General features: G+C 71.5%; 18 protein-coding genes. 11 read left to right on the forward strand and 7 right to left on the reverse strand.

The features are described 5' to 3' along the window. Positions 1–2: 2 nt before the first annotated feature. The 6 genes from ACZ51D_RS17460 to era all read left to right on the forward strand — a co-directional run bounded on the left by ACZ51D_RS17460 (position 3) and on the right by era (position 3,926). Entirely contained in the window at positions 3–1,328 is a 1,326-nt protein-coding gene (locus ACZ51D_RS17460; RefSeq protein WP_360504304.1) for a hemolysin family protein, read from the forward strand. Positions 1,329–1,361: 33 nt separating this feature from the next. Then, positions 1,362–1,598 carry a hypothetical protein gene (locus ACZ51D_RS17465; RefSeq protein WP_360504302.1) on the forward strand — a complete coding sequence of 79 codons (237 nt, stop codon included), beginning with the start codon at positions 1,362–1,364 and terminating at the stop codon, positions 1,596–1,598. A 26-nt stretch (positions 1,599–1,624) separates the two neighbouring features. Beyond that, positions 1,625–2,170 carry a DUF4383 domain-containing protein gene (locus tag ACZ51D_RS17470; protein ID WP_465620151.1) on the forward strand — a complete coding sequence of 182 codons (546 nt, stop codon included), beginning with the start codon at positions 1,625–1,627 and terminating at the stop codon, positions 2,168–2,170. A gap of 76 nt (positions 2,171–2,246) precedes the next feature. After that, a complete protein-coding gene (locus ACZ51D_RS17475; RefSeq protein WP_465620152.1) occupies positions 2,247–2,600 on the forward strand; it encodes a cytidine deaminase in 354 nt (117 codons plus the stop codon). Between the two features lie 170 nt (positions 2,601–2,770). Then, positions 2,771–2,938 carry a hypothetical protein gene (locus ACZ51D_RS17480; protein ID WP_360504296.1) on the forward strand — a complete coding sequence of 56 codons (168 nt, stop codon included), beginning with the start codon at positions 2,771–2,773 and terminating at the stop codon, positions 2,936–2,938. A gap of 58 nt (positions 2,939–2,996) precedes the next feature. Then, positions 2,997–3,926 (forward strand): GTPase Era, encoded by a 930-nt coding sequence (gene era / locus ACZ51D_RS17485; RefSeq protein ID WP_360504294.1) that lies wholly within the window; start codon positions 2,997–2,999, stop codon positions 3,924–3,926. Between the two features lie 81 nt (positions 3,927–4,007). Here the strand turns inward: era and ACZ51D_RS17490 are convergent, their stop codons facing one another. Together ACZ51D_RS17490 and ACZ51D_RS17495 are read right to left on the reverse strand one after the other, a co-directional pair. After that, positions 4,008–4,274 carry a protealysin inhibitor emfourin gene (locus ACZ51D_RS17490; protein ID WP_360504292.1) on the reverse strand — a complete coding sequence of 89 codons (267 nt, stop codon included), beginning with the start codon at positions 4,272–4,274 and terminating at the stop codon, positions 4,008–4,010. A gap of 130 nt (positions 4,275–4,404) precedes the next feature. Then, positions 4,405–5,427: a M4 family metallopeptidase gene (locus ACZ51D_RS17495; protein ID WP_360504290.1), complete on the reverse strand. Its 1,023-nt coding sequence runs from the start codon at positions 5,425–5,427 to the stop codon at positions 4,405–4,407. A 333-nt stretch (positions 5,428–5,760) separates the two neighbouring features. Between ACZ51D_RS17495 and leuA the strand changes: the two genes are divergently transcribed. The 4 genes from leuA to ACZ51D_RS17515 all read left to right on the forward strand — a co-directional run bounded on the left by leuA (position 5,761) and on the right by ACZ51D_RS17515 (position 10,305). Beyond that, positions 5,761–7,557, forward strand: a complete 1,797-nt coding sequence (gene leuA / locus ACZ51D_RS17500) for a 2-isopropylmalate synthase (RefSeq protein ID WP_465662724.1) — start codon at positions 5,761–5,763, stop codon at positions 7,555–7,557. A 250-nt stretch (positions 7,558–7,807) separates the two neighbouring features. Next, positions 7,808–8,473 (forward strand): TerB family tellurite resistance protein, encoded by a 666-nt coding sequence (locus tag ACZ51D_RS17505; RefSeq protein WP_465620156.1) that lies wholly within the window; start codon positions 7,808–7,810, stop codon positions 8,471–8,473. Positions 8,474–8,720: 247 nt separating this feature from the next. Continuing rightward, on the forward strand, positions 8,721–9,467 hold the full coding sequence (recO, locus tag ACZ51D_RS17510) for a DNA repair protein RecO (protein ID WP_360504284.1): 747 nt from the start codon (positions 8,721–8,723) through the stop codon (positions 9,465–9,467). 4 nt (positions 9,468–9,471) lie between these two features. Next, a complete protein-coding gene (locus ACZ51D_RS17515) occupies positions 9,472–10,305 on the forward strand; it encodes an isoprenyl transferase (RefSeq protein WP_360504282.1) in 834 nt (277 codons plus the stop codon). A gap of 117 nt (positions 10,306–10,422) precedes the next feature. Here ACZ51D_RS17515 and ACZ51D_RS17520 read toward each other — a convergent pair whose 3' ends face one another. Genes ACZ51D_RS17520 through ACZ51D_RS17535 form a run of 4 tightly spaced genes read right to left on the reverse strand, consistent with a single transcriptional unit; the run spans position 10,423 to position 13,632 of the window. Then, positions 10,423–10,833, reverse strand: a complete 411-nt coding sequence (locus ACZ51D_RS17520) for a Fur family transcriptional regulator (protein WP_360504280.1) — start codon at positions 10,831–10,833, stop codon at positions 10,423–10,425. Between the two features lie 35 nt (positions 10,834–10,868). Continuing rightward, on the reverse strand, positions 10,869–11,807 hold the full coding sequence (locus tag ACZ51D_RS17525) for a metal ABC transporter permease (RefSeq protein WP_465620158.1): 939 nt from the start codon (positions 11,805–11,807) through the stop codon (positions 10,869–10,871). Beyond that, a complete protein-coding gene (locus ACZ51D_RS17530; RefSeq protein WP_465620160.1) occupies positions 11,804–12,571 on the reverse strand; it encodes a metal ABC transporter ATP-binding protein in 768 nt (255 codons plus the stop codon). Before ACZ51D_RS17530 ends, ACZ51D_RS17525 begins: the two co-directional genes overlap by 4 nt. 14 nt (positions 12,572–12,585) lie before the next feature. Next, positions 12,586–13,632 (reverse strand): metal ABC transporter substrate-binding protein, encoded by a 1,047-nt coding sequence (locus ACZ51D_RS17535; protein ID WP_465620162.1) that lies wholly within the window; start codon positions 13,630–13,632, stop codon positions 12,586–12,588. Positions 13,633–13,823: 191 nt separating this feature from the next. Between ACZ51D_RS17535 and ACZ51D_RS17540 the strand changes: the two genes are divergently transcribed. Further along, positions 13,824–15,206: a glycine--tRNA ligase gene (locus tag ACZ51D_RS17540; protein WP_360504275.1), complete on the forward strand. Its 1,383-nt coding sequence runs from the start codon at positions 13,824–13,826 to the stop codon at positions 15,204–15,206. 94 nt (positions 15,207–15,300) lie between these two features. Here the strand turns inward: ACZ51D_RS17540 and ACZ51D_RS17545 are convergent, their stop codons facing one another. Then, the gene (locus tag ACZ51D_RS17545; RefSeq protein WP_465620163.1) at positions 15,301–16,449 is read right to left on the reverse strand and encodes a hypothetical protein; all 1,149 of its coding nucleotides are present in this window, start codon (positions 16,447–16,449) and stop codon (positions 15,301–15,303) included. Positions 16,450–16,502 lie beyond the last annotated feature (53 nt).

A 16,502-nucleotide genomic window follows, 5' to 3' on the forward strand; every position in this document is an offset into this window, starting at 1 on the left:
CTGTGAGTGGTGAGAGTACGAGCTTCATCCTCGGTGCCGTGCTGCTCGTCGTCCTCGGCTGGCTGGCCGCGTGCGCCGAGGCGGGCATCTCCCGGGTCTCGCGGTTCCGGGCGGAGGAGGCCGTGCGGGTCGGCCGGCGCGGCTCCGCGCGCCTGCTGACCCTCGCCTCCGACCCGATCCGCTACCTCAACCTGGCGACCCTGATCCGGGTGGCCAGCGAGATGGCGGCGGCCGTCCTGGTCACCGTGGTGTGCGTGCGCAACCTCACCCCGACCTGGCAGGCCGTGCTGCTGGCGTTCGGCGTGATGGTGCTGGTGTCCTTCGTCGCGGTGGGGGTCTCGCCGCGCACGATCGGGCGCCAGCACCCGCTCACCACGGCGACCGCGGCCTCCTTCGTGCTGCTGCCGCTGGCCGCCGTGCTCGGCCCGATCCCGCGGTTGCTGATCCTCCTCGGCAACGCGCTGACCCCGGGCAAGGGCTACCGGGAGGGGCCGTTCGCCTCCGAGGCGGAACTGCGGGCCCTGGTGGACCTCGCCGAGAAGGACGACCTGATCGAGGACGAGGAGCGCCGGATGGTGCACTCCGTCTTCGAACTGGGCGACACCATCGTGCGCGAGGTGATGGTGCCGCGCACCGACCTGGTGATGATCGAGCGGCACAAGACCGTCCGGCAGGCCCTCACCCTGGCGCTGCGCTCCGGCTTCTCGCGGATCCCGGTGGTCGGCGACAACGAGGACGACGTGGTCGGCATCGTCTACCTCAAGGACCTGGTGCGGCGCACCCACATCAACCGGGAGGCGGAGGCCGAGGAGGTCGGCGCGGTGATGCGCCCGGCCGTGTTCGTCCCGGACTCCAAGCCGGCCGGCGACCTGCTGCGCGAGATGCAGCAGCGCCGCTCGCACGTGGCGATCGTGATCGACGAGTACGGCGGCACGGCCGGCCTGGTCACCATCGAGGACGTCCTGGAGGAGATCGTCGGCGAGATCACCGACGAGTACGACCGGGAGATCGCGCCGGTGGAGGACCTCGGCGACGGCTCGTACCGGATCACCGCCCGCCTGCTGGTCGAGGACCTGGGCGAGCTGTTCGGCATCGAGCTGGAGGACGAGGACGTCGAGACCGTCGGCGGCCTGCTGGCCAAGCACCTCGGCCGGGTGCCGATCCCCGGTTCCGCCTGCGAGATCCCGCTGCCGGAGCCGGCCACGGACGGCCTGACCGGCATCCTGCTGACCGCCGAGTCCTCGGCCGGCCGCCGCAACCGGATCGGCTCGATGGTCGCCACCCCGGTCCGCAAGGGCGACGAGGCCGAGGAGTTCGCGGGCGAGTAGCGGGTGGGCGGCCGCCGAGCGACCATGGAGGGCATGACGCACAAACTGCGCGCGGAGTACGGCCCGCAGGGGGCGGCCGGCGGAGTCAGGTCCTGGCACGTGGTGCGGGACCGGGACCTCTCGACGGCGCTCTGCGGCCGGACCATGCCCGACGACGCCGAGACGCGGCCCGAGCAGGAGTGGGGCACCGGGCTGCGCTGCTGCCAGCAGTGCGGCTCGCTCTACATGCACGAGACGCCCCACATGCAGGGGAGCCACCCCTACAGCTAGGCCATGGCTGAGCTCTGGAGGTCGCCATGAAGCTGCAAGACGAACTGCCCGTCGACCACAAGCTCCTCATGGTCTGGCGGATCGGAGCGGGGCTCGGAGGAGTCTTCCTGATCGTGTTCGGGGCCCTCGGGCTGGCCGACCACCCGGGCTTCCTCGACACCCGGGGCGATCAGGTCGCGGGGCTGTCGACCAACGGCGCGCTGGCCGTCCTGTCCATCGTGGCGGGCGCGATCCTGGTGATCGGGGCGGTGATCGGCGGGAACTTCGCCGCCAACCTGAACATGGCGGTGGGCGTGCTGTTCGTCCTGTCCGGTTTCTACGGCCTGACGGTGCTCGGACGGCCGGAGGCCAACATCCTCAACTTCCGGATGTCGAACGTGCTGTTCGCGTTCGTCTTCGGGGTCGTCCTGACGACATTCGGGATGTACGGCCGGGTGAGCAGCCATCTGCCGCACGACAACCCGTACTGGCGCCATCGCGCCGAGAACGAGGAGCCGATGCCGTCCGGGCCGAAGACCTTCGTCAAGGTCCTCCGCCCGAACCCGGGCCCGACCCACCCGGTCGGCCACTGAGCCGCTGCTACTCGCCCGCTCGCCTCCGGGGCGCTCGCGATCCGGTGGCGACGGGCGGCGGCCTATGCTCGGCGGCATGAGTGACATCGTCGAGCTCGACCCCGAAGACAAGAAGATCATCACCCTGGCCCGCTCGGCCCGCGCCCGCAACGGCGTCCCCGAGGGGGCCGCGGTGCGTGACGAGACCGGCCGGACCTACGTGGCCGGGACGGTCGCCCTGGAGTCGCTGCGGCTGAGCGCGCTGCAGACGGCGGTGGCGATGGCGGTGGCCAGCGGCGCCAAGTCGCTGGAGGCGGCGGCCGTGGTGAGCGAGGCGGAGCAGCCGGCCGAGGCCGACCTGGCGGCGGTGCGGGACCTGGGCGGGGCCGGGACGCCGGTGCTGCTGGCCGGTCCGGACGGGGCGCTGCGGGTGGCGGCCGAGGCGCGCTGAGCGGCGCTGGGGGGCTGCCGAGGGGGCACGGAGGGGCTCTGGGGGGCTGTTGAGGGGCGGCCAGGGCCCTTGCGGGGCCTTCTCGGCCCGGCACCACCCGGCGTGGTGGCCCCCACGAGTTCTGCAGATAATCTCACCGGGGGAGTGGACTCGGTGAGGGGGGCTGGGACATGGGGGCGGTGGCGTTCTTCGCCGGGCTGCTGCTGTTCGTGATGGGGCTGGGGAAATGGCAGGAGACCGGTTCGCAGGGCTGGCTGTTCGGCTCGCTCGGATTCCTGCTGGTGCTGGTGGTGGTCTCGCTGATTCCCGGGAACGCCAAGGGCGGAAAGCAGGGCTGAACGCGCCCGGGGGCGACCCCGGGCAGCGGGGCTCCGGTGATCAGGGAGAATGGAGCCCATGAATGCCCCTTCCTCCTCGTACCGCTCCGGGTTCGCGTGCTTCGTCGGCCGGCCCAACGCGGGCAAGTCGACCCTGACCAACGCCCTGGTGGGGACGAAGGTCGCGATCACCTCCGACCGCCCTCAGACCACCCGGCACACCGTGCGCGGCATCGTGCACCGCCCCGACGCCCAGCTCGTCCTGGTCGACACCCCCGGTCTGCACAAGCCGCGCACGCTGCTCGGCGAGCGCCTCAACGACCTGGTCCGCAGCACCTGGGCCGAGGTCGACGTGATCGGTTTCTGCCTGCCCGCCGACCAGAAGATCGGCCCCGGCGACAAGTTCATCGCCAAGGAGATCGCCGGGATCAAGAAGACCCCGAAGGTCGCCATCGTCACCAAGACCGACCTGGTCGACTCCAAGCGCCTGGCCGAGCAGCTGATCGCCATCCACCAGCTCGGCATCGAGCTGGGCTTCGAGTGGGCCGAGATCATCCCGGTCTCCGCGGTCGGCGACAAGCAGGTCGAACTGGCCGCCGACCTGCTCACCAAGCTGCTGCCGGAGGGCGACCAGCTCTACCCGGACGGCGACCTCACCGACGAGCCCGAGCAGATCATGGTCGCCGAGCTGATCCGCGAGGCCGCGCTCGAGGGCGTGCGGGACGAGCTGCCGCACTCGCTGGCCGTCGTGGTCGAGGAGATGCTCCCGCGCGAGGGCCGCCCGGCGGACCGCCCGCTGCTGGACATCCACGCCAACGTCTACATCGAGCGGCAGAGCCAGAAGGCGATCGTGATCGGCGCCAAGGGCTCGCGGCTGAAGCACGTCGGCACCACCGCCCGCAAGCACATCGAGGCGCTGCTCGGCACGCCGGTCTACCTCGACCTGCACGTCAAGGTCGCCAAGGACTGGCAGCGCGACCCGAAGCAGCTGCGCAAGCTCGGCTTCTGAACCGGGGCCCCTGAACCGGGGCCCCTGACCGGGGAGTTCGAGCGCCGGTCGCCGCTTCCGCTTCCGCCGCCGTCGCTGGTGCTACGCGCCCTCGCGCAGCACCAGCGACACCAGCTCCCGCTGCGAGTCGGTGAGCTTCGGGTCGGCGCAGTACACCGTCCGGCCGTCGACGGTGATCTCGTAGTGGAAACCGTCCGGCACCCCGTACGAGGGGGCGCGCAGCCCGCCCGCGACGGCCTCGCGGGCGAGGGCGTGGACGTGCGGGGCGTCCGTGCGCTCGGCGCTGTCGAGCTCCGCGTGGCGGACGATTCCGGCGAAGCCGCCGGTCCGGGTCACCTGGATACGCATGGTGTCCATGGTGGTACGCAGGGAAGGCTTTTGCGGCGCTTTTCCCGGACCGTGACCTTAAGCGCACCTCAACCCGGTCTCAGCCGGTCTCGGCTCCTCTGCCCGGCCGTACGGTGATGAGGTCATCCGGTCACCCCGGGCTGATCCCGACCTGCGCCCAGGAAGCCGTGACGGTGTCCGCGACCGAGGACTGGTCGGGGTAGCGGGCCTTGGCGGCGGCCACGGTGGCCCGGGCGAAGGCGGTGAAGTCGGCGTCGGCGGGCAGTGTGCGGCCGGTCAGCGCGTCGTACCAGATCCGCCCGGCGCGCTCCCAGGCCGAGCCGCCGAGGGCGGTGGCCAGCAGGTAGAACGCGTGGTTGGGGATGCCGGAGTTGATGTGCACGCCGCCGTTGTCCTCGGCGGTGTTCACGTAGTCCCGCATGTGCGCGGGCTGCGGGTCCTTGCCGAGCCGGGGGTCGTCGTAGGCGGTGCCGGGCGCCTTCATCGAACGCAGCGCCACGCCCTGGACGCCGGGGGCGAGCAGTCCGGCGCCGATCAGCCAGTCGGCGTCGGCGGCGCTCTGGCGCAGCGCGTACTGCTTGACCAGCGAGCCGAAGACGTCGGAGACCGACTCGTTGAGCGCGCCGGGCTGGTCCTGGTAGTCGAGTCCGGCGGTGAACTGGGTGACGCCGTGGGTGAGTTCGTGGCCGATGACGTCGATGCAGGCGGTGAAGTCGCCGAAGATCTCGCCGTCGCCGTCGCCGAAGACCATCTGGTGGCCGTTCCAGAAGGCGTTGTCGTAGTTGCGGCCGTAGTGGACGCTGGCGTCCAGCCGCAGGTTGTGGTCGTCGATGGAGTGCCGGCCGAAGGCGTCGGCGTAGAGCGCGAAGGTGGCGCCGAGGCCGTCGTAGGCGTGGTTGACGGAGGCGTCGGCGACCGCCGCCTGGCCCTCGGTGCGCGCGGTGCGGCCGGGCAGCCGCTGGCCGTGGGCGGCGTCGGAGATCACCCGGTTGAGGCCCGGGGCGCCGCCGGTGGGCGGGGGCGGGGAGAGGCGGGCCGCGCGGTGCGCGGCGTCGAGTGCGAGGGAGTGGACGGCGGCTTCGTGACCGGCCTCGGCGAGGCGGTCCAGGACGTACGGCGGGACAATCGCGCAGATCGGTACTGCTGCAGTCATGTGGCCCAGGGTGAGGCCTCGATGACCGAATGTCACCACCCTTGACATGACCGGTCGGCGTCTCAAGGAGTGGAACGGGAGCCCGGATCACTTCGGGGGCGCGCGGCGCTGGGTTACGCTGGGGCATCATGCGCAACGGGCTGCTTCTTCTTAGCTGCCGCGTCGAGGGCCTGTAGTCCACTGGGGCCGGCTCCCTCGCCGCGGGGAACGAGCTGTGCGCGGAATCGGCGATCCAATGGCGGGTCGCGAGCGGCAGCAGAGGCCGGCCAGTCGGTGTTGATCCCTCCCGACCCGCCCGCACCACGCATCCACAGGAAGCCGAGAGTCACCTCCATGACCGAGCAGACCTCCGCCGCGTCCATCCCCGCCGCTCGCGCCTTCGTCGACCGGCCCACCCCGATCACCGCCGCCGCCGTGCGCCAGCAGCCCTCCGGCATGCGGTACGGGCGCTACCTGCCGTTCGGCACCGTGGACCTGCCGGACCGCACCTGGCCGGACTCCGTGATCACCAAGGCGCCGCGCTGGCTCTCGACCGACCTGCGGGACGGCAACCAGGCGCTGATCGACCCGATGTCCCCGGCCCGCAAGCGCAAGATGTTCGACCTGCTGGTCGGCATGGGCTACAAGGAGATCGAGGTCGGCTTCCCCTCCTCCGGTGCCACCGACCACGCCTTCGTACGGTCGCTGATCGAGGAGGGGGCGATCCCCGAGGACGTCACCATCTCGGTGCTGACGCAGGCCCGGGAGGAGCTGATCGAGAAGACCGTCGAGGCGCTGGTCGGCGCCCCGCGCGCGACCGTCCACCTGTACAACGCGACGGCGCCGCTGTTCCGCCGGGTGGTGTTCCGCAACGACAAGGCGGCCACCAAGGCGATCGCCACCGACGGCACCCGGCTGGTGATGGAGTACGCGGAGAAGCTGCTGGGCGAGGACACCGTCTTCGGCTACCAGTACTCGCCGGAGATCTTCGTCGACACCGAGCTGGACTTCGCGCTGGAGGTCTGCGAGGCGGTCATGGACGTCTGGCAGCCGGGCGAGGGCCGCGAGATCATCCTGAACCTGCCGGCCACCATCGAGCGGGCCACCCCGAACGTCCAGGCCGACCAGTTCGAGTGGATGTCGCGCAACCTGTCCCGCCGCGAGTTCGTCTGTCTGTCGGTGCACCCGCACAACGACCGCGGCACCGCCGTCGCCTCCGCCGAGCTGGCCTACATGGCGGGCGCGGACCGCATCGAGGGCTGCTTGTTCGGGCAGGGTGAGCGGACCGGCAACGTCGACCTGGTGACGCTGGGGATGAACCTGTTCTCGCAGGGCATCGACCCGCAGATCGACTTCTCCGACATCGACGAGGTGCGCCGCACCGCCGAGTACTGCAACCAGATGGAGGTGCACCCGCGCCACCCGTACGCCGGTGACCTGGTGTACACCTCCTTCTCCGGCTCGCACCAGGACGCCATCAAGAAGGGCTTCGACGCCCTGGAGGCCGACGCCAGGGCGGCGGGCGTGCCGGTGGAGGAACACACCTGGGGCGTGCCGTACCTGCCGATCGACCCGAAGGACGTCGGCCGCACCTACGAGGCGGTCATCCGGGTCAACAGCCAGTCCGGCAAGGGCGGCGTCGCGTACGTCCTGAAGAACGACCACAAGCTGGACCTGCCGCGCCGGATGCAGATCGAGTTCTCCCGGATCATCCAGGCCAAGACCGACGCCGAGGGAGGCGAGGTCACCCCGGCCGAGATCTGGCGGGTCTTCGAGGACGAGTACCTGCCGACCACCGACAACCCGTGGGGCCGGGTGGCGCTGAGCGGCTCGCGCACCCTGACCACCGAGGACGGCCGGGACGCGCTGACCGCCGAGGCCGTGGTGGACGGCACGCCGGTGGCCCTGAGCGGTGCCGGCAACGGCCCGGTCTCGGCCTTCGCGGACGCGCTGGCCCGGATCGGCTTCGACGTGCGCGTCCTGGACTACGCCGAGCACGCGCTGAGCGAGGGCGGCGACGCCCAGGCCGCCGCGTACGTCGAGTGCGCGGTGGACGGCCAGGTGCTGTGGGGCGTGGGCATCGACGGCAACACCGTGCTGGCCTCGCTGAAGGCCATGATCAGCGCCGTCAACCGGTCGCAGCGCGGGTAGTTCGTACGAGTGGCACACGGCGGGGCCGTCCTGCGGGGCGGCCCTTCGCCGTACCCAGGCACCTGCGCGGGGGCGCTGTGTCCTGCGCCACATTTTTTGGGATCGGAAGCCGTTCGAGGTACTGACACGTGCCGGTAACCATGGCAACATCGATCCACCGGAAAGCCGGGTCGGTGGGACGGCTCGGTGTCCGGTCGCGTGACCTGCCCATCGTCGAGCAGGCCGCCTGCCATGTCTGGGGAGTGGCGCCGTGACCAGGTTGTGGGGTGTTCGCCCGCGGTGGCGGACTGACGTTCTCGGTGACTTCTTCTGCCCGGGCTGCGGCGGGGACCGCAACTACCGCCGGCAGCACGGCCGGCGGTGGCTGCGGTTGCTCGGCACCCCGGTGCTCCCGCTCGGACCGGTGATCGGCAGCGTGCAGTGCACCAGTTGCCACGGTCGGTACGGCGTCGAGAGCCTCGAACAGCTGACCTGCGTACGCCTCGGCGCGATGCTGCGGGACGCCCAGTACACCATCGCGCTGGCCCTCCTCGCGGCCGGCGGCACCGCCCACCGGGAGGCGCGCGACGCGGCCTGCGCGGCGGTGCGCGAGGCCGGGTTCGAGGACTGCGGCGAGGCCCAGGTGCTGGCCGCGCTCGCCGCGCTCTCCGGACTCGGCGGCGAACTCTACGACGCCCACGGCATGGCCGGCGGCCTGGCCGTCGAACTGCACGCGGTGCTCGAACCGCTCACGCCGCACCTCGCCCACCACGGCCGCGAACGGCTGCTGCTGCAGGGCGCGGCGATCGCCCTGGCCGACGGGCGCTACCTGCCGCAGGAGCGCGAGGCGCTGACCGCGGTCGGGCGCTGCCTGGACCTGCCGCAGGCGCGGGTCGGGGCGCTGCTGGAGGCGGCGACCCGGGCACCGTACAAGTAGCCGGCACGAGCAACCGGTACACGTAGCCCGTACACGTAGCCCCTCGTCGCCGCTTCACCCGTCGACCATCTCCGAAATCCCCCACAAACGGGCCCGAACCCCCTCCGGGCCCGCCGTGACCCGCACCGCAGTGGTCCTCCCCCACGGCCCCGGTGCGGGCAACACGGCTGTCCGGCGCTGTCCGCCCGCGGTGCGTCGCCGCCCGCGGCCGTCCGCCGCTGTCGGCGGCTGGGGGAGAATGGTCGGCATGAGTCTTTTCCGGGACGACGGCGTCGTGTTGCGGGCGCAGAAGCTCGGCGAGGCCGATCGGATCATCACCCTGCTGACCCGCCAGCACGGCAAGGTGCGGGCGGTGGCGCGCGGGGTGCGCAAGACCAAGTCCAAGTTCGGTGCCCGCCTGGAGCCGTTCTCGCACGTGGACGTGCAGTTCTTCAGCCGGGGGAGTGAGCTGATCGGCCGCGGGTTGCCGCTCTGCACCCAGGTCGAGACCATCGCGCCGTACGGCGGTTCGATCGTCACCGACTACGGCCGCTACACCGCGGGCACAGCGATGCTGGAGACGGCCGAGCGCTTCGCCGAGAACGAGGGCGAGCCCGCCGTCCAGCAGTACCTGCTGCTGGTGGGCGGGCTGCGCACGCTGGCGGCGGGGGTGCACGAGTCGCACCTGGTGCTGGACGCCTTCCTGCTGCGCTCGCTCGCGGTGAACGGGTACGGCGCGAGCTTCACGGACTGCGCCAAGTGCGGTCTGGAGGGGCCGAACCGTTTCTTCTCGCTCGCCGCAGGCGGGGTGCTCTGCCCGGACTGCCGAGTGCCGGGATGTGCCGTACCCTCCCCTGAGACACTGGTACTGCTCGGGGCGCTGCTGTCAGGGGACTGGCGGACGGCCGACGCCTGCGAGCCGCGGTACTGGCGGGAGGGCAGCGGCCTGGTCGCGGCCTATCTGCAGTGGCACCTGGAGCGGGGCATCCGCTCGATGAGATACGTGGAGAAGTGAGCACATGGCAGCGCGACGGCTCTTCGGCGGCGGCAAGCAGCGGGCGTACGCGCCCCCGACCCCGCACCCCAGCGGCGCACAGCCCCCGAAGATCCCCGGCGAGCTGGTGCCCGAGCACGTCGCCATCGTGATGGACGGCAACGGCCGCTGGGCCAAGGAGCGCGGGCTGCCCCGCACCGAGGGCCACAAGGTCGGCGAGTCCGTGGTGCTCGACGTCCTCGCGGGCGCCATCGAGCTCGGGGTCAAGAACATCTCGCTGTACGCCTTCTCCACCGAGAACTGGAAGCGCTCGCCCGACGAGGTGAAGTTCCTGATGAACTTCAACCGGGACGTCATCGCCCGCCGCCGCGACGAGATGGACGCGATGGGCGTGCGGATCCGCTGGGCCGGCCGGATGCCCAAGCTGTGGAAGAGCGTCGTCCAGGAGCTGCAGGTCGCCGAGGAGCAGACCAAGGGCAACGACGCCGTCACGCTCTACATGTGCGTCAACTACGGCGGCCGGGCCGAGCTGGCGGACGCGACGCAGGCGATCGCGCGGGAGGTCGCGGCCGGGCGGCTGGACCCGAAGAAGGTCAACGAGAAGACCCTCGCCAAGTACATGTACCACCCGGACATGCCGGACGTGGACCTCTTCCTGCGCCCCAGCGGTGAGCAGCGCACCTCCAACTTCCTGCTCTGGCAGTCCGCTTACGCCGAGTTCGTGTTCCAGGACGTGCTCTGGCCGGACTTCGACCGCCGTGACCTGTGGCGCGCCTGCGAGCAGTACGCGCGGCGCGACCGGCGCTTCGGCGGGGCGATCCCGAACGAGCTCCCCGCGCCGCGGCCGTCCCAGCGCTGACGCGCTCCGTACGCGACGGAAAGGACCCACCGGGCAGATCCCGGTGGGTCCTTTCCGTCGCGTATGGCTGCGTACGGCTTCGTACGACCGGTACGGCAGGTGTGCCGGTCGGCCGGCTCAGAGCTTCTTGGCGCACTCCGCGCAGGTGCCGAAGATCTCCAGCGTGTGCGCGATGTCGCTGAAGCCGTGCTCGGCGGCGACCGAGTTGGCCCAGCGCTCCACCGCGGGGCCCTCCACCTCGACGGTCGCGCCGCAGTGCCGGCAGACCAGGTGGTGGTGGTGCCCGCTGCTGCACCGGCGGTAGACGGCCTCGCCGTCGGCGGTGCGCAGCACGTCGACCTCACCGGCGTCCGCCAGCGACTGCAGGGTGCGGTAGACCGTGGTCAGACCGACGGAGTCCCCGCGGTGCTTGAGCAGGTCGTGGAGCTCCTGTGCGCTGCGGAAGTCCGCGATCTCGTCCAGGGCCGCCGAGACGGCGGCACGCTGCCGGGTCGATCGGGCACGCGGCGACGGGCCTGCGGTGGTCACCGGGGGTCCTCCTGGGGTCGTGGTCGGCTCGCACCTCATTGTGCCAGCCCGGCCCGCCCGTCAGGGGTGGTCGTGTCGGAGGAAGTCCGCTCCGGCGACTGGAGCGGCAGTTCGACGTCGCAGACCTTCGGTCCGTGCTCGGTGTCGGCGCGGTGGCGGTGGCGGCGGCGGGCGAGCGGTGCGGCGAGCGCGCTGAACACCGCGAAGACCGCGATGGCGAGCAGCACGATGGCCGGGCCGGAGGGCACGTCGAGCTGGTAGGAGCCGGTGACGCCGGCCAGCGAGACCACCACGCCGAGCGCGATCGAGGCGGCCTGGGTGGCGGCGAAGGATCGGGTGAGCTGCTGGGCGGCGACCACCGGGACCACCATCAGGGCGCTGACCAGCAGCAGGCCGACCACCCGCATGGCGACGGTGACGGTGACCGCGGCCATCACGGCGAGCAGCAGGTTGAGGGTGCGCACCGGCAGGCCGGTGACCCGGGCGAAGTCCTCGTCCTGGCAGATCGCGAACAGCTGGCGGCGCAGGCCGACGGTGACCGCGATGACCACCGCGCCGAGCACCGCGATCGCGGCCAGGTCGGCGGGGGCGACGGTGAGGATCGAGCCCCACAGGTAGCTCTCCAGCGAGCCGGCGCCGGCCTGGGCGGAGAGCGAGACGAGCAGCTTGCCGCAGGCCATGCCGCCGTAGAAGAGCATCGCGAGGGCGATGTCGCCGCGCTGGTTGCCGCGCGAGCGGACCAGCTCCATGGTGACGGCGCCGAGCACGCAGACCAGCACGGCCATCCAGACCGGGCTGGTCTGGAAGATGAAGCCGAGGCCGACGCCGGTCATCGCGACGTGGCCCATGCCGTCGCCCATCAGGGCCTGGCGGCGCTGCACCAGGTAGATGCCGACGGCCGGGGCGGTGATCCCGACCAGGACGGCGGCGAGCAGGGCGCGCTGCATGAAGTCGTAGGACAGCATCTCGGTCATGCGAGCAGCCTCGGCGGGGTCAGGTCGGCGTGCGGGTGGACGTGGTCGTGGCCGGGCAGCGCGTGCAGGCCGGTGTTGGGCACGGGCGGGCCGTCGTGCGCGACGCAGCCGTCCCGCAGGACGACGGCGCGGTCGATCAGCGGTTCCAGCGGCCCGAGTTCGTGCAGCACGAGGAGGACGGCGGCACCGCGGCCGACCTCGGCGCGCAGCGTGTCGGCGAGCACCTGCTGGCTGGCGGAGTCCACGCCGGCCATCGGCTCGTCCATGATCAGCAGGTCGGGGGAGCCGACCAGGGCGCGGGCGATCAGCACCCGCTGCTGCTGGCCGCCGGACAGGTCGGCCACGCCGTCCCCGGCCCGCTCCAGCATGCCGACGGCGGCCAGCGCGCGGTCCACCGCCTCGCGGTCCTTGCGGCGGAACGGCAGCAGCCGGTGCTGCGGCAGTCGTCCGGTGGAGACCACCTCGCGCACGGTGGCCGGGACGCCGGAGGCGGCGGTGGTGCGCTGCGGGACGTACCCGATCCGGTGCCAGGCGCGGAAGGAGCCGTACGGGGCGCCGAACAGCTCCAGGGTGCCGTGCTCCAGCGGGACGGAGCCGATCACGGTCTTGACGGTGGTCGACTTGCCGGAGCCGTTGGCGCCCAGCAGGGCGACGACCTCGCCGGGCCGGACGGTGAGGTCGACGCCGCGCAGCACCGGCCGGCCGCCGCGCGAGGCGACGGCGGCACGGAGGCGGACGGCCGGGGGGATCGGGTGGGTCGTCATGGTGTTCCGTCCCGTCAGCTGGTGGCGGCAGGGGTGGTGGCGTCGGGGGTGGGGGCGTCGGCTCCGGCCGGGGTGGCAGGCGTTCCGCTGCCGGCGGGGGCGCCGAGGGCGGCCTGGAGGTTGGCCAGGTTCTGCTTCATGACGGTGAGGTAGTCGTCCTTGGCCGGGTCCTTGACGCCTTCCAGCGGGTCCAGGACGGCGGTCTTGAGGCCGAGGTCCTTGGCGACGGTGTCGGCGAGCTTGGGGCTGACCAGGGTCTCGAAGAAGATCGTGGTGACGCCGTTGTCCTTGGCGGCCTTCTGTACGGCGGCGAGGCGGGCCGGGGTGGGCTCGGACTCCGGGTCGACGCCGTTGATGGCGACCTGGGTGAGGCCGTAGTGGTCGGCGAGGTAGCCGAAGGCGGCGTGGCTGGTGACGAAGGTCTTGGTCTTGGTGTCCTTCAGTCCGGCCCGGAAGTCCTGGTCGAGCGCGGTGAGCTTGGTGACCAGTTCGTCGGTGTTCTTCCGGTAGTCCTCGGCGTGGGTCGGGTCGGCCTTGGCGAACTCGTCGCCGACGCTCTTGGCGATCGCCGCGTAGCGGGTCGGGTCGAGCCAGATGTGCGGGTCGCCGGCCGGGCCCTCGTGCTTGTGGCCGTCGGCTGCGTTGCCGTCGCCCTCGGAGCCCTCGTCGAGGTGGTGGTCGACCAGCGGGCTGGCGGCGGTGGCGTCGATCCTGTGCTTGCCGGAGGACTGCGCGACGGCCTGGTCGACGGTGGGCTGCAGGCCCTTGAGGTAGAGGATCGCGTCGGCCTTCTGGACGGTGCCGACCTGCTTGGCGGTGAGCTCCAGGTCGTGCGGCTCGACGCCGGCGGCGGTGAGATCGGTGACCGCGACGTGCTCCTTGCCGATCTGCTGGGCGAGGAACTCCATCGGGTAGAAGGAGGCGACGACCTTCAGCTTGCCGTTGCCGCTGTCGGCGCTGCTGCTGCCTCCGCAGGCGGTGAGGACGAGGGGCGCGGCGAGCGCGGTGGCGGCGATGGCTATGGAGCGGCGGGTCCGTCGTCGAGGCAGTCCGATCATCATGACAATCATTCTCATCTAAGATGGAAATGATTGTCAACTCACTCGGACGGGTGAACGGGGGGTGGCGAAGAGTGGGGGCAGCCGGACGATACCGATTTGAATCACGTACCCATATGGCCGGTAACCTGAGGTATTCGGGTACGCGCAACCAGCCGTGCCCTGACCGTGCCGTACGTACTGAAGAGAGCACTGTGGCCGCCGACAAGATCGACACGATCGTCAGCCTGAGCAAGCGCCGTGGCTTCGTCTACCCCTGCAGCGAGATCTACGGCGGCACGCGTGCCGCCTGGGACTACGGACCGCTGGGTGTCGAGCTCAAGGAGAACATCAAGCGCCAGTGGTGGCGCGCGATGGTCCAGGCCCGCGAGGACGTCGTCGGCCTCGACTCGTCGGTGATCCTGGCGCGCGAGGTGTGGGAGGCCTCCGGCCACGTCGCGACCTTCAACGACCCGCTGACCGAGTGCCTCTCCTGCCACAAGCGCCACCGGGCCGACCACCTGGAAGAGAAGTACGAGGCCAAGCACGGCTTCCCGCCGCCGAACGGTCTCAAGGACGTCAACTGCCCCGACTGCGGCACCAAGGGCCAGTTCACGGAGCCCAAGGACTTCTCGGGCATGCTGAAGACCCACCTCGGCGTCACCGAGGAGGCCAGCGGCCTCGCGTTCCTGCGCCCCGAGACGGCGCAGGGCATCTTCACCAACTTCAAGGCCGTCCAGACCACCTCGCGCAAGAAGCCGCCGTTCGGCATCGCCCAGACCGGCAAGAGCTTCCGCAACGAGATCACCCCCGGCAACTTCATCTTCCGCACCCGCGAGTTCGAGCAGATGGAGATGGAGTTCTTCGTCAAGCCGGGCGAGGACGAGCAGTGGCACGAGTACTGGCTCCAGCAGCGCTGGGACTGGTACGTCGACCTCGGCCTGCGCACCGAGAACATGCGCTTCTTCGAGCACCCGAAGGAGAAGCTCTCCCACTACGCCAAGCGCACGGTGGACATCGAGTACCGCTTCAACTTCGGTGGCAGCGAGTTCTCCGAGCTCGAGGGCGTCGCCAACCGCACCGACTACGACCTGCGGGTGCACAGCGAGGCGTCCGGCCAGGACCTGAAGTACTTCGACCAGGAGTCCGGCGAGCGCTACTTCCCGTACGTCATCGAGCCGGCGGCCGGCCTCAACCGCGCCATGCTCGCCTTCCTGATCGACGCCTACTTCGAGGACGAGGCGCCCAACGCCAAGGGCGTCATGGAGAAGCGCGTCGGCATGCGGCTCGACCCGCGCCTGGCCCCGGTCAAGGTCGCCGTCCTGCCGCTGTCGCGCAACGCCGACCTCTCCCCGAAGGCCCGCGGCCTCGCCGCCGACCTGCGCACCGCCTGGAACGTCGAGTTCGACGACGCCGGCGCGATCGGCAAGCGCTACCGCCGCCAGGACGAGATCGGCACGCCGTTCTGCGTCACCGTCGACTTCGACACCCTCGAGGACAACGCGGTGACCATCCGCGACCGCGACACCATGTCGCAGGAGCGCGTCTCGCTGGACCAGGTCAAGGCGTACCTGGGTGCGCGCCTGATCGGCTGCTAGGACGGGTCCGCCTGTTCGGGGAGCCCCCGACCGCCCTGATCTCGGGGCGGTCGGGGGCTCCTCGCTGTGTGCGGCCTCGCTGCGGCGGCAGCCGTTACCTGCGTCCCCAGCGGGAGCGGGGGGCTGTGGGCGGGGTGGTCGGCAGGCCGGCCGCGCGGAGGGCGGCGAGGGTGGTGCGGTGGCGGGGCCCGCCGGCGCGGAGTGCGTCCAGCAGCTCGCCGTACAGGTTCCGGCTGCCGGCGCCGTCCAACGCGGCCGCCAGGCGCACCAGTTCGACGGGCGGGCGGAGCGCCGCCAGTTCCTGCAGCAGGTCCGTGGCGAGCGCCGGCGGCAGCTCGGTGACGAGGTCGGCGAGGTCGGCGGTGGGACGGCCGGCCGCCTGGCGCAGCAGCGTCCGGACGTCGCCGGGGCGGCCGTGCTGCTGGAGGCAGGCGGCGAGGGACGTCAGCTCGGGCGTCGGCGCCGAGCCCCACTCCCACAGGAGCGTCGCGCCGTCCGCGTTCTGCCCCGCCTGCTCCAGCGCCGAGAGGAGCCCCGGGACGGAGGCGGCCGGGTAGGCCCAGAAGGCGTGGAACAGTTCGGCCGCCTCCTCGGCCAGGCCCAGCTCGCGCAGCTCCGCCAGGACGGCGACGGCGTGCTCGGGCGCGGCCTGCGCGGTGCTGCGGGCGAGGTGGAGGGAGGCGCCGGTCGGGCCGTACTGGGCGAGCATGCCGACCAACAGTGCGGCGTCGGCGGGCTCCAGGCGGGCCGCCGCCTGGTCGAGCAGCTCCTCGGCCTCGGTGAGGGCGCCGGTGCGGTGGAGGGTGGAGATCCGCTCGGTGAGGGCGCCGATGTCGGGGCGGGCGGGGGAGGGCGGGGCCTGCCGGGGCGAGGGTTGCGGCTGCGGCTCCGGCTGATGCGCCGGTTCCGGCTCCGGTCGGTACTGCTGGTGGTACTGCTGGTGTGGGTCCTGCTCTCCGTGTCTGAGTCGTGTCTCCAAGGCCTCCAACCGGTCGCTGAGTTGGAGGCACCGGGCGCCCAACCCCTCGCGGAGGGTGCGGGCCTGGGCGAGTTGCCGCAGCAGGTCACCGTCCGGCCGCTGGCGCCCCGGGCTCGCCCGGATCGCCTCGTTCAGTCGCCGTTCACGCTGACTCGCGTAACGGCTCGCACGGAGTAACTCGTCCAGCTCTGCGCGGAGTTCGGCGGCTTGTCGCTCGCCCCCCAGCTGTTGGCCTGCGGGTTGTGCCGTCGGCCGCATGCGCATGATCGCCCCAACCTGTCCATCCAGACCCTGACTGCAGGACATCCTGGCGTTGG

It is taken from the genome of Kitasatospora sp. NPDC033851 (assembly GCF_055576085.1).

Excerpts from the sequence above, each read along its gene's own strand:
- ACZ51D_RS17465 (WP_360504302.1), top strand. The coding sequence starts at position 1,362 with ATGACGCACAAACTGCGCGCGGAGTACGGCCCGCAGGGGGCGGCCGGC.
- ACZ51D_RS17470 (WP_465620151.1), top strand. The coding sequence starts at position 1,625 with ATGAAGCTGCAAGACGAACTGCCCGTCGACCACAAGCTCCTCATGGTC.
- ACZ51D_RS17475 (WP_465620152.1), top strand. The coding sequence starts at position 2,247 with ATGAGTGACATCGTCGAGCTCGACCCCGAAGACAAGAAGATCATCACC.
- ACZ51D_RS17480 (WP_360504296.1), top strand. The coding sequence starts at position 2,771 with ATGGGGGCGGTGGCGTTCTTCGCCGGGCTGCTGCTGTTCGTGATGGGG.
- era (WP_360504294.1), top strand. The coding sequence starts at position 2,997 with ATGAATGCCCCTTCCTCCTCGTACCGCTCCGGGTTCGCGTGCTTCGTC.
- ACZ51D_RS17490 (WP_360504292.1), bottom strand. The coding sequence starts at position 4,274 with ATGCGTATCCAGGTGACCCGGACCGGCGGCTTCGCCGGAATCGTCCGC.
- ACZ51D_RS17495 (WP_360504290.1), bottom strand. The coding sequence starts at position 5,427 with ATGACTGCAGCAGTACCGATCTGCGCGATTGTCCCGCCGTACGTCCTG.
- leuA (WP_465662724.1), top strand. The coding sequence starts at position 5,761 with ATGACCGAGCAGACCTCCGCCGCGTCCATCCCCGCCGCTCGCGCCTTC.
- recO (WP_360504284.1), top strand. The coding sequence starts at position 8,721 with ATGAGTCTTTTCCGGGACGACGGCGTCGTGTTGCGGGCGCAGAAGCTC.
- ACZ51D_RS17515 (WP_360504282.1), top strand. The coding sequence starts at position 9,472 with ATGGCAGCGCGACGGCTCTTCGGCGGCGGCAAGCAGCGGGCGTACGCG.
- ACZ51D_RS17525 (WP_465620158.1), bottom strand. The coding sequence starts at position 11,807 with ATGACCGAGATGCTGTCCTACGACTTCATGCAGCGCGCCCTGCTCGCC.
- ACZ51D_RS17530 (WP_465620160.1), bottom strand. The coding sequence starts at position 12,571 with ATGACGACCCACCCGATCCCCCCGGCCGTCCGCCTCCGTGCCGCCGTC.
- ACZ51D_RS17535 (WP_465620162.1), bottom strand. The coding sequence starts at position 13,632 with ATGATGATCGGACTGCCTCGACGACGGACCCGCCGCTCCATAGCCATC.
- ACZ51D_RS17545 (WP_465620163.1), bottom strand. The coding sequence starts at position 16,449 with ATGCGCATGCGGCCGACGGCACAACCCGCAGGCCAACAGCTGGGGGGC.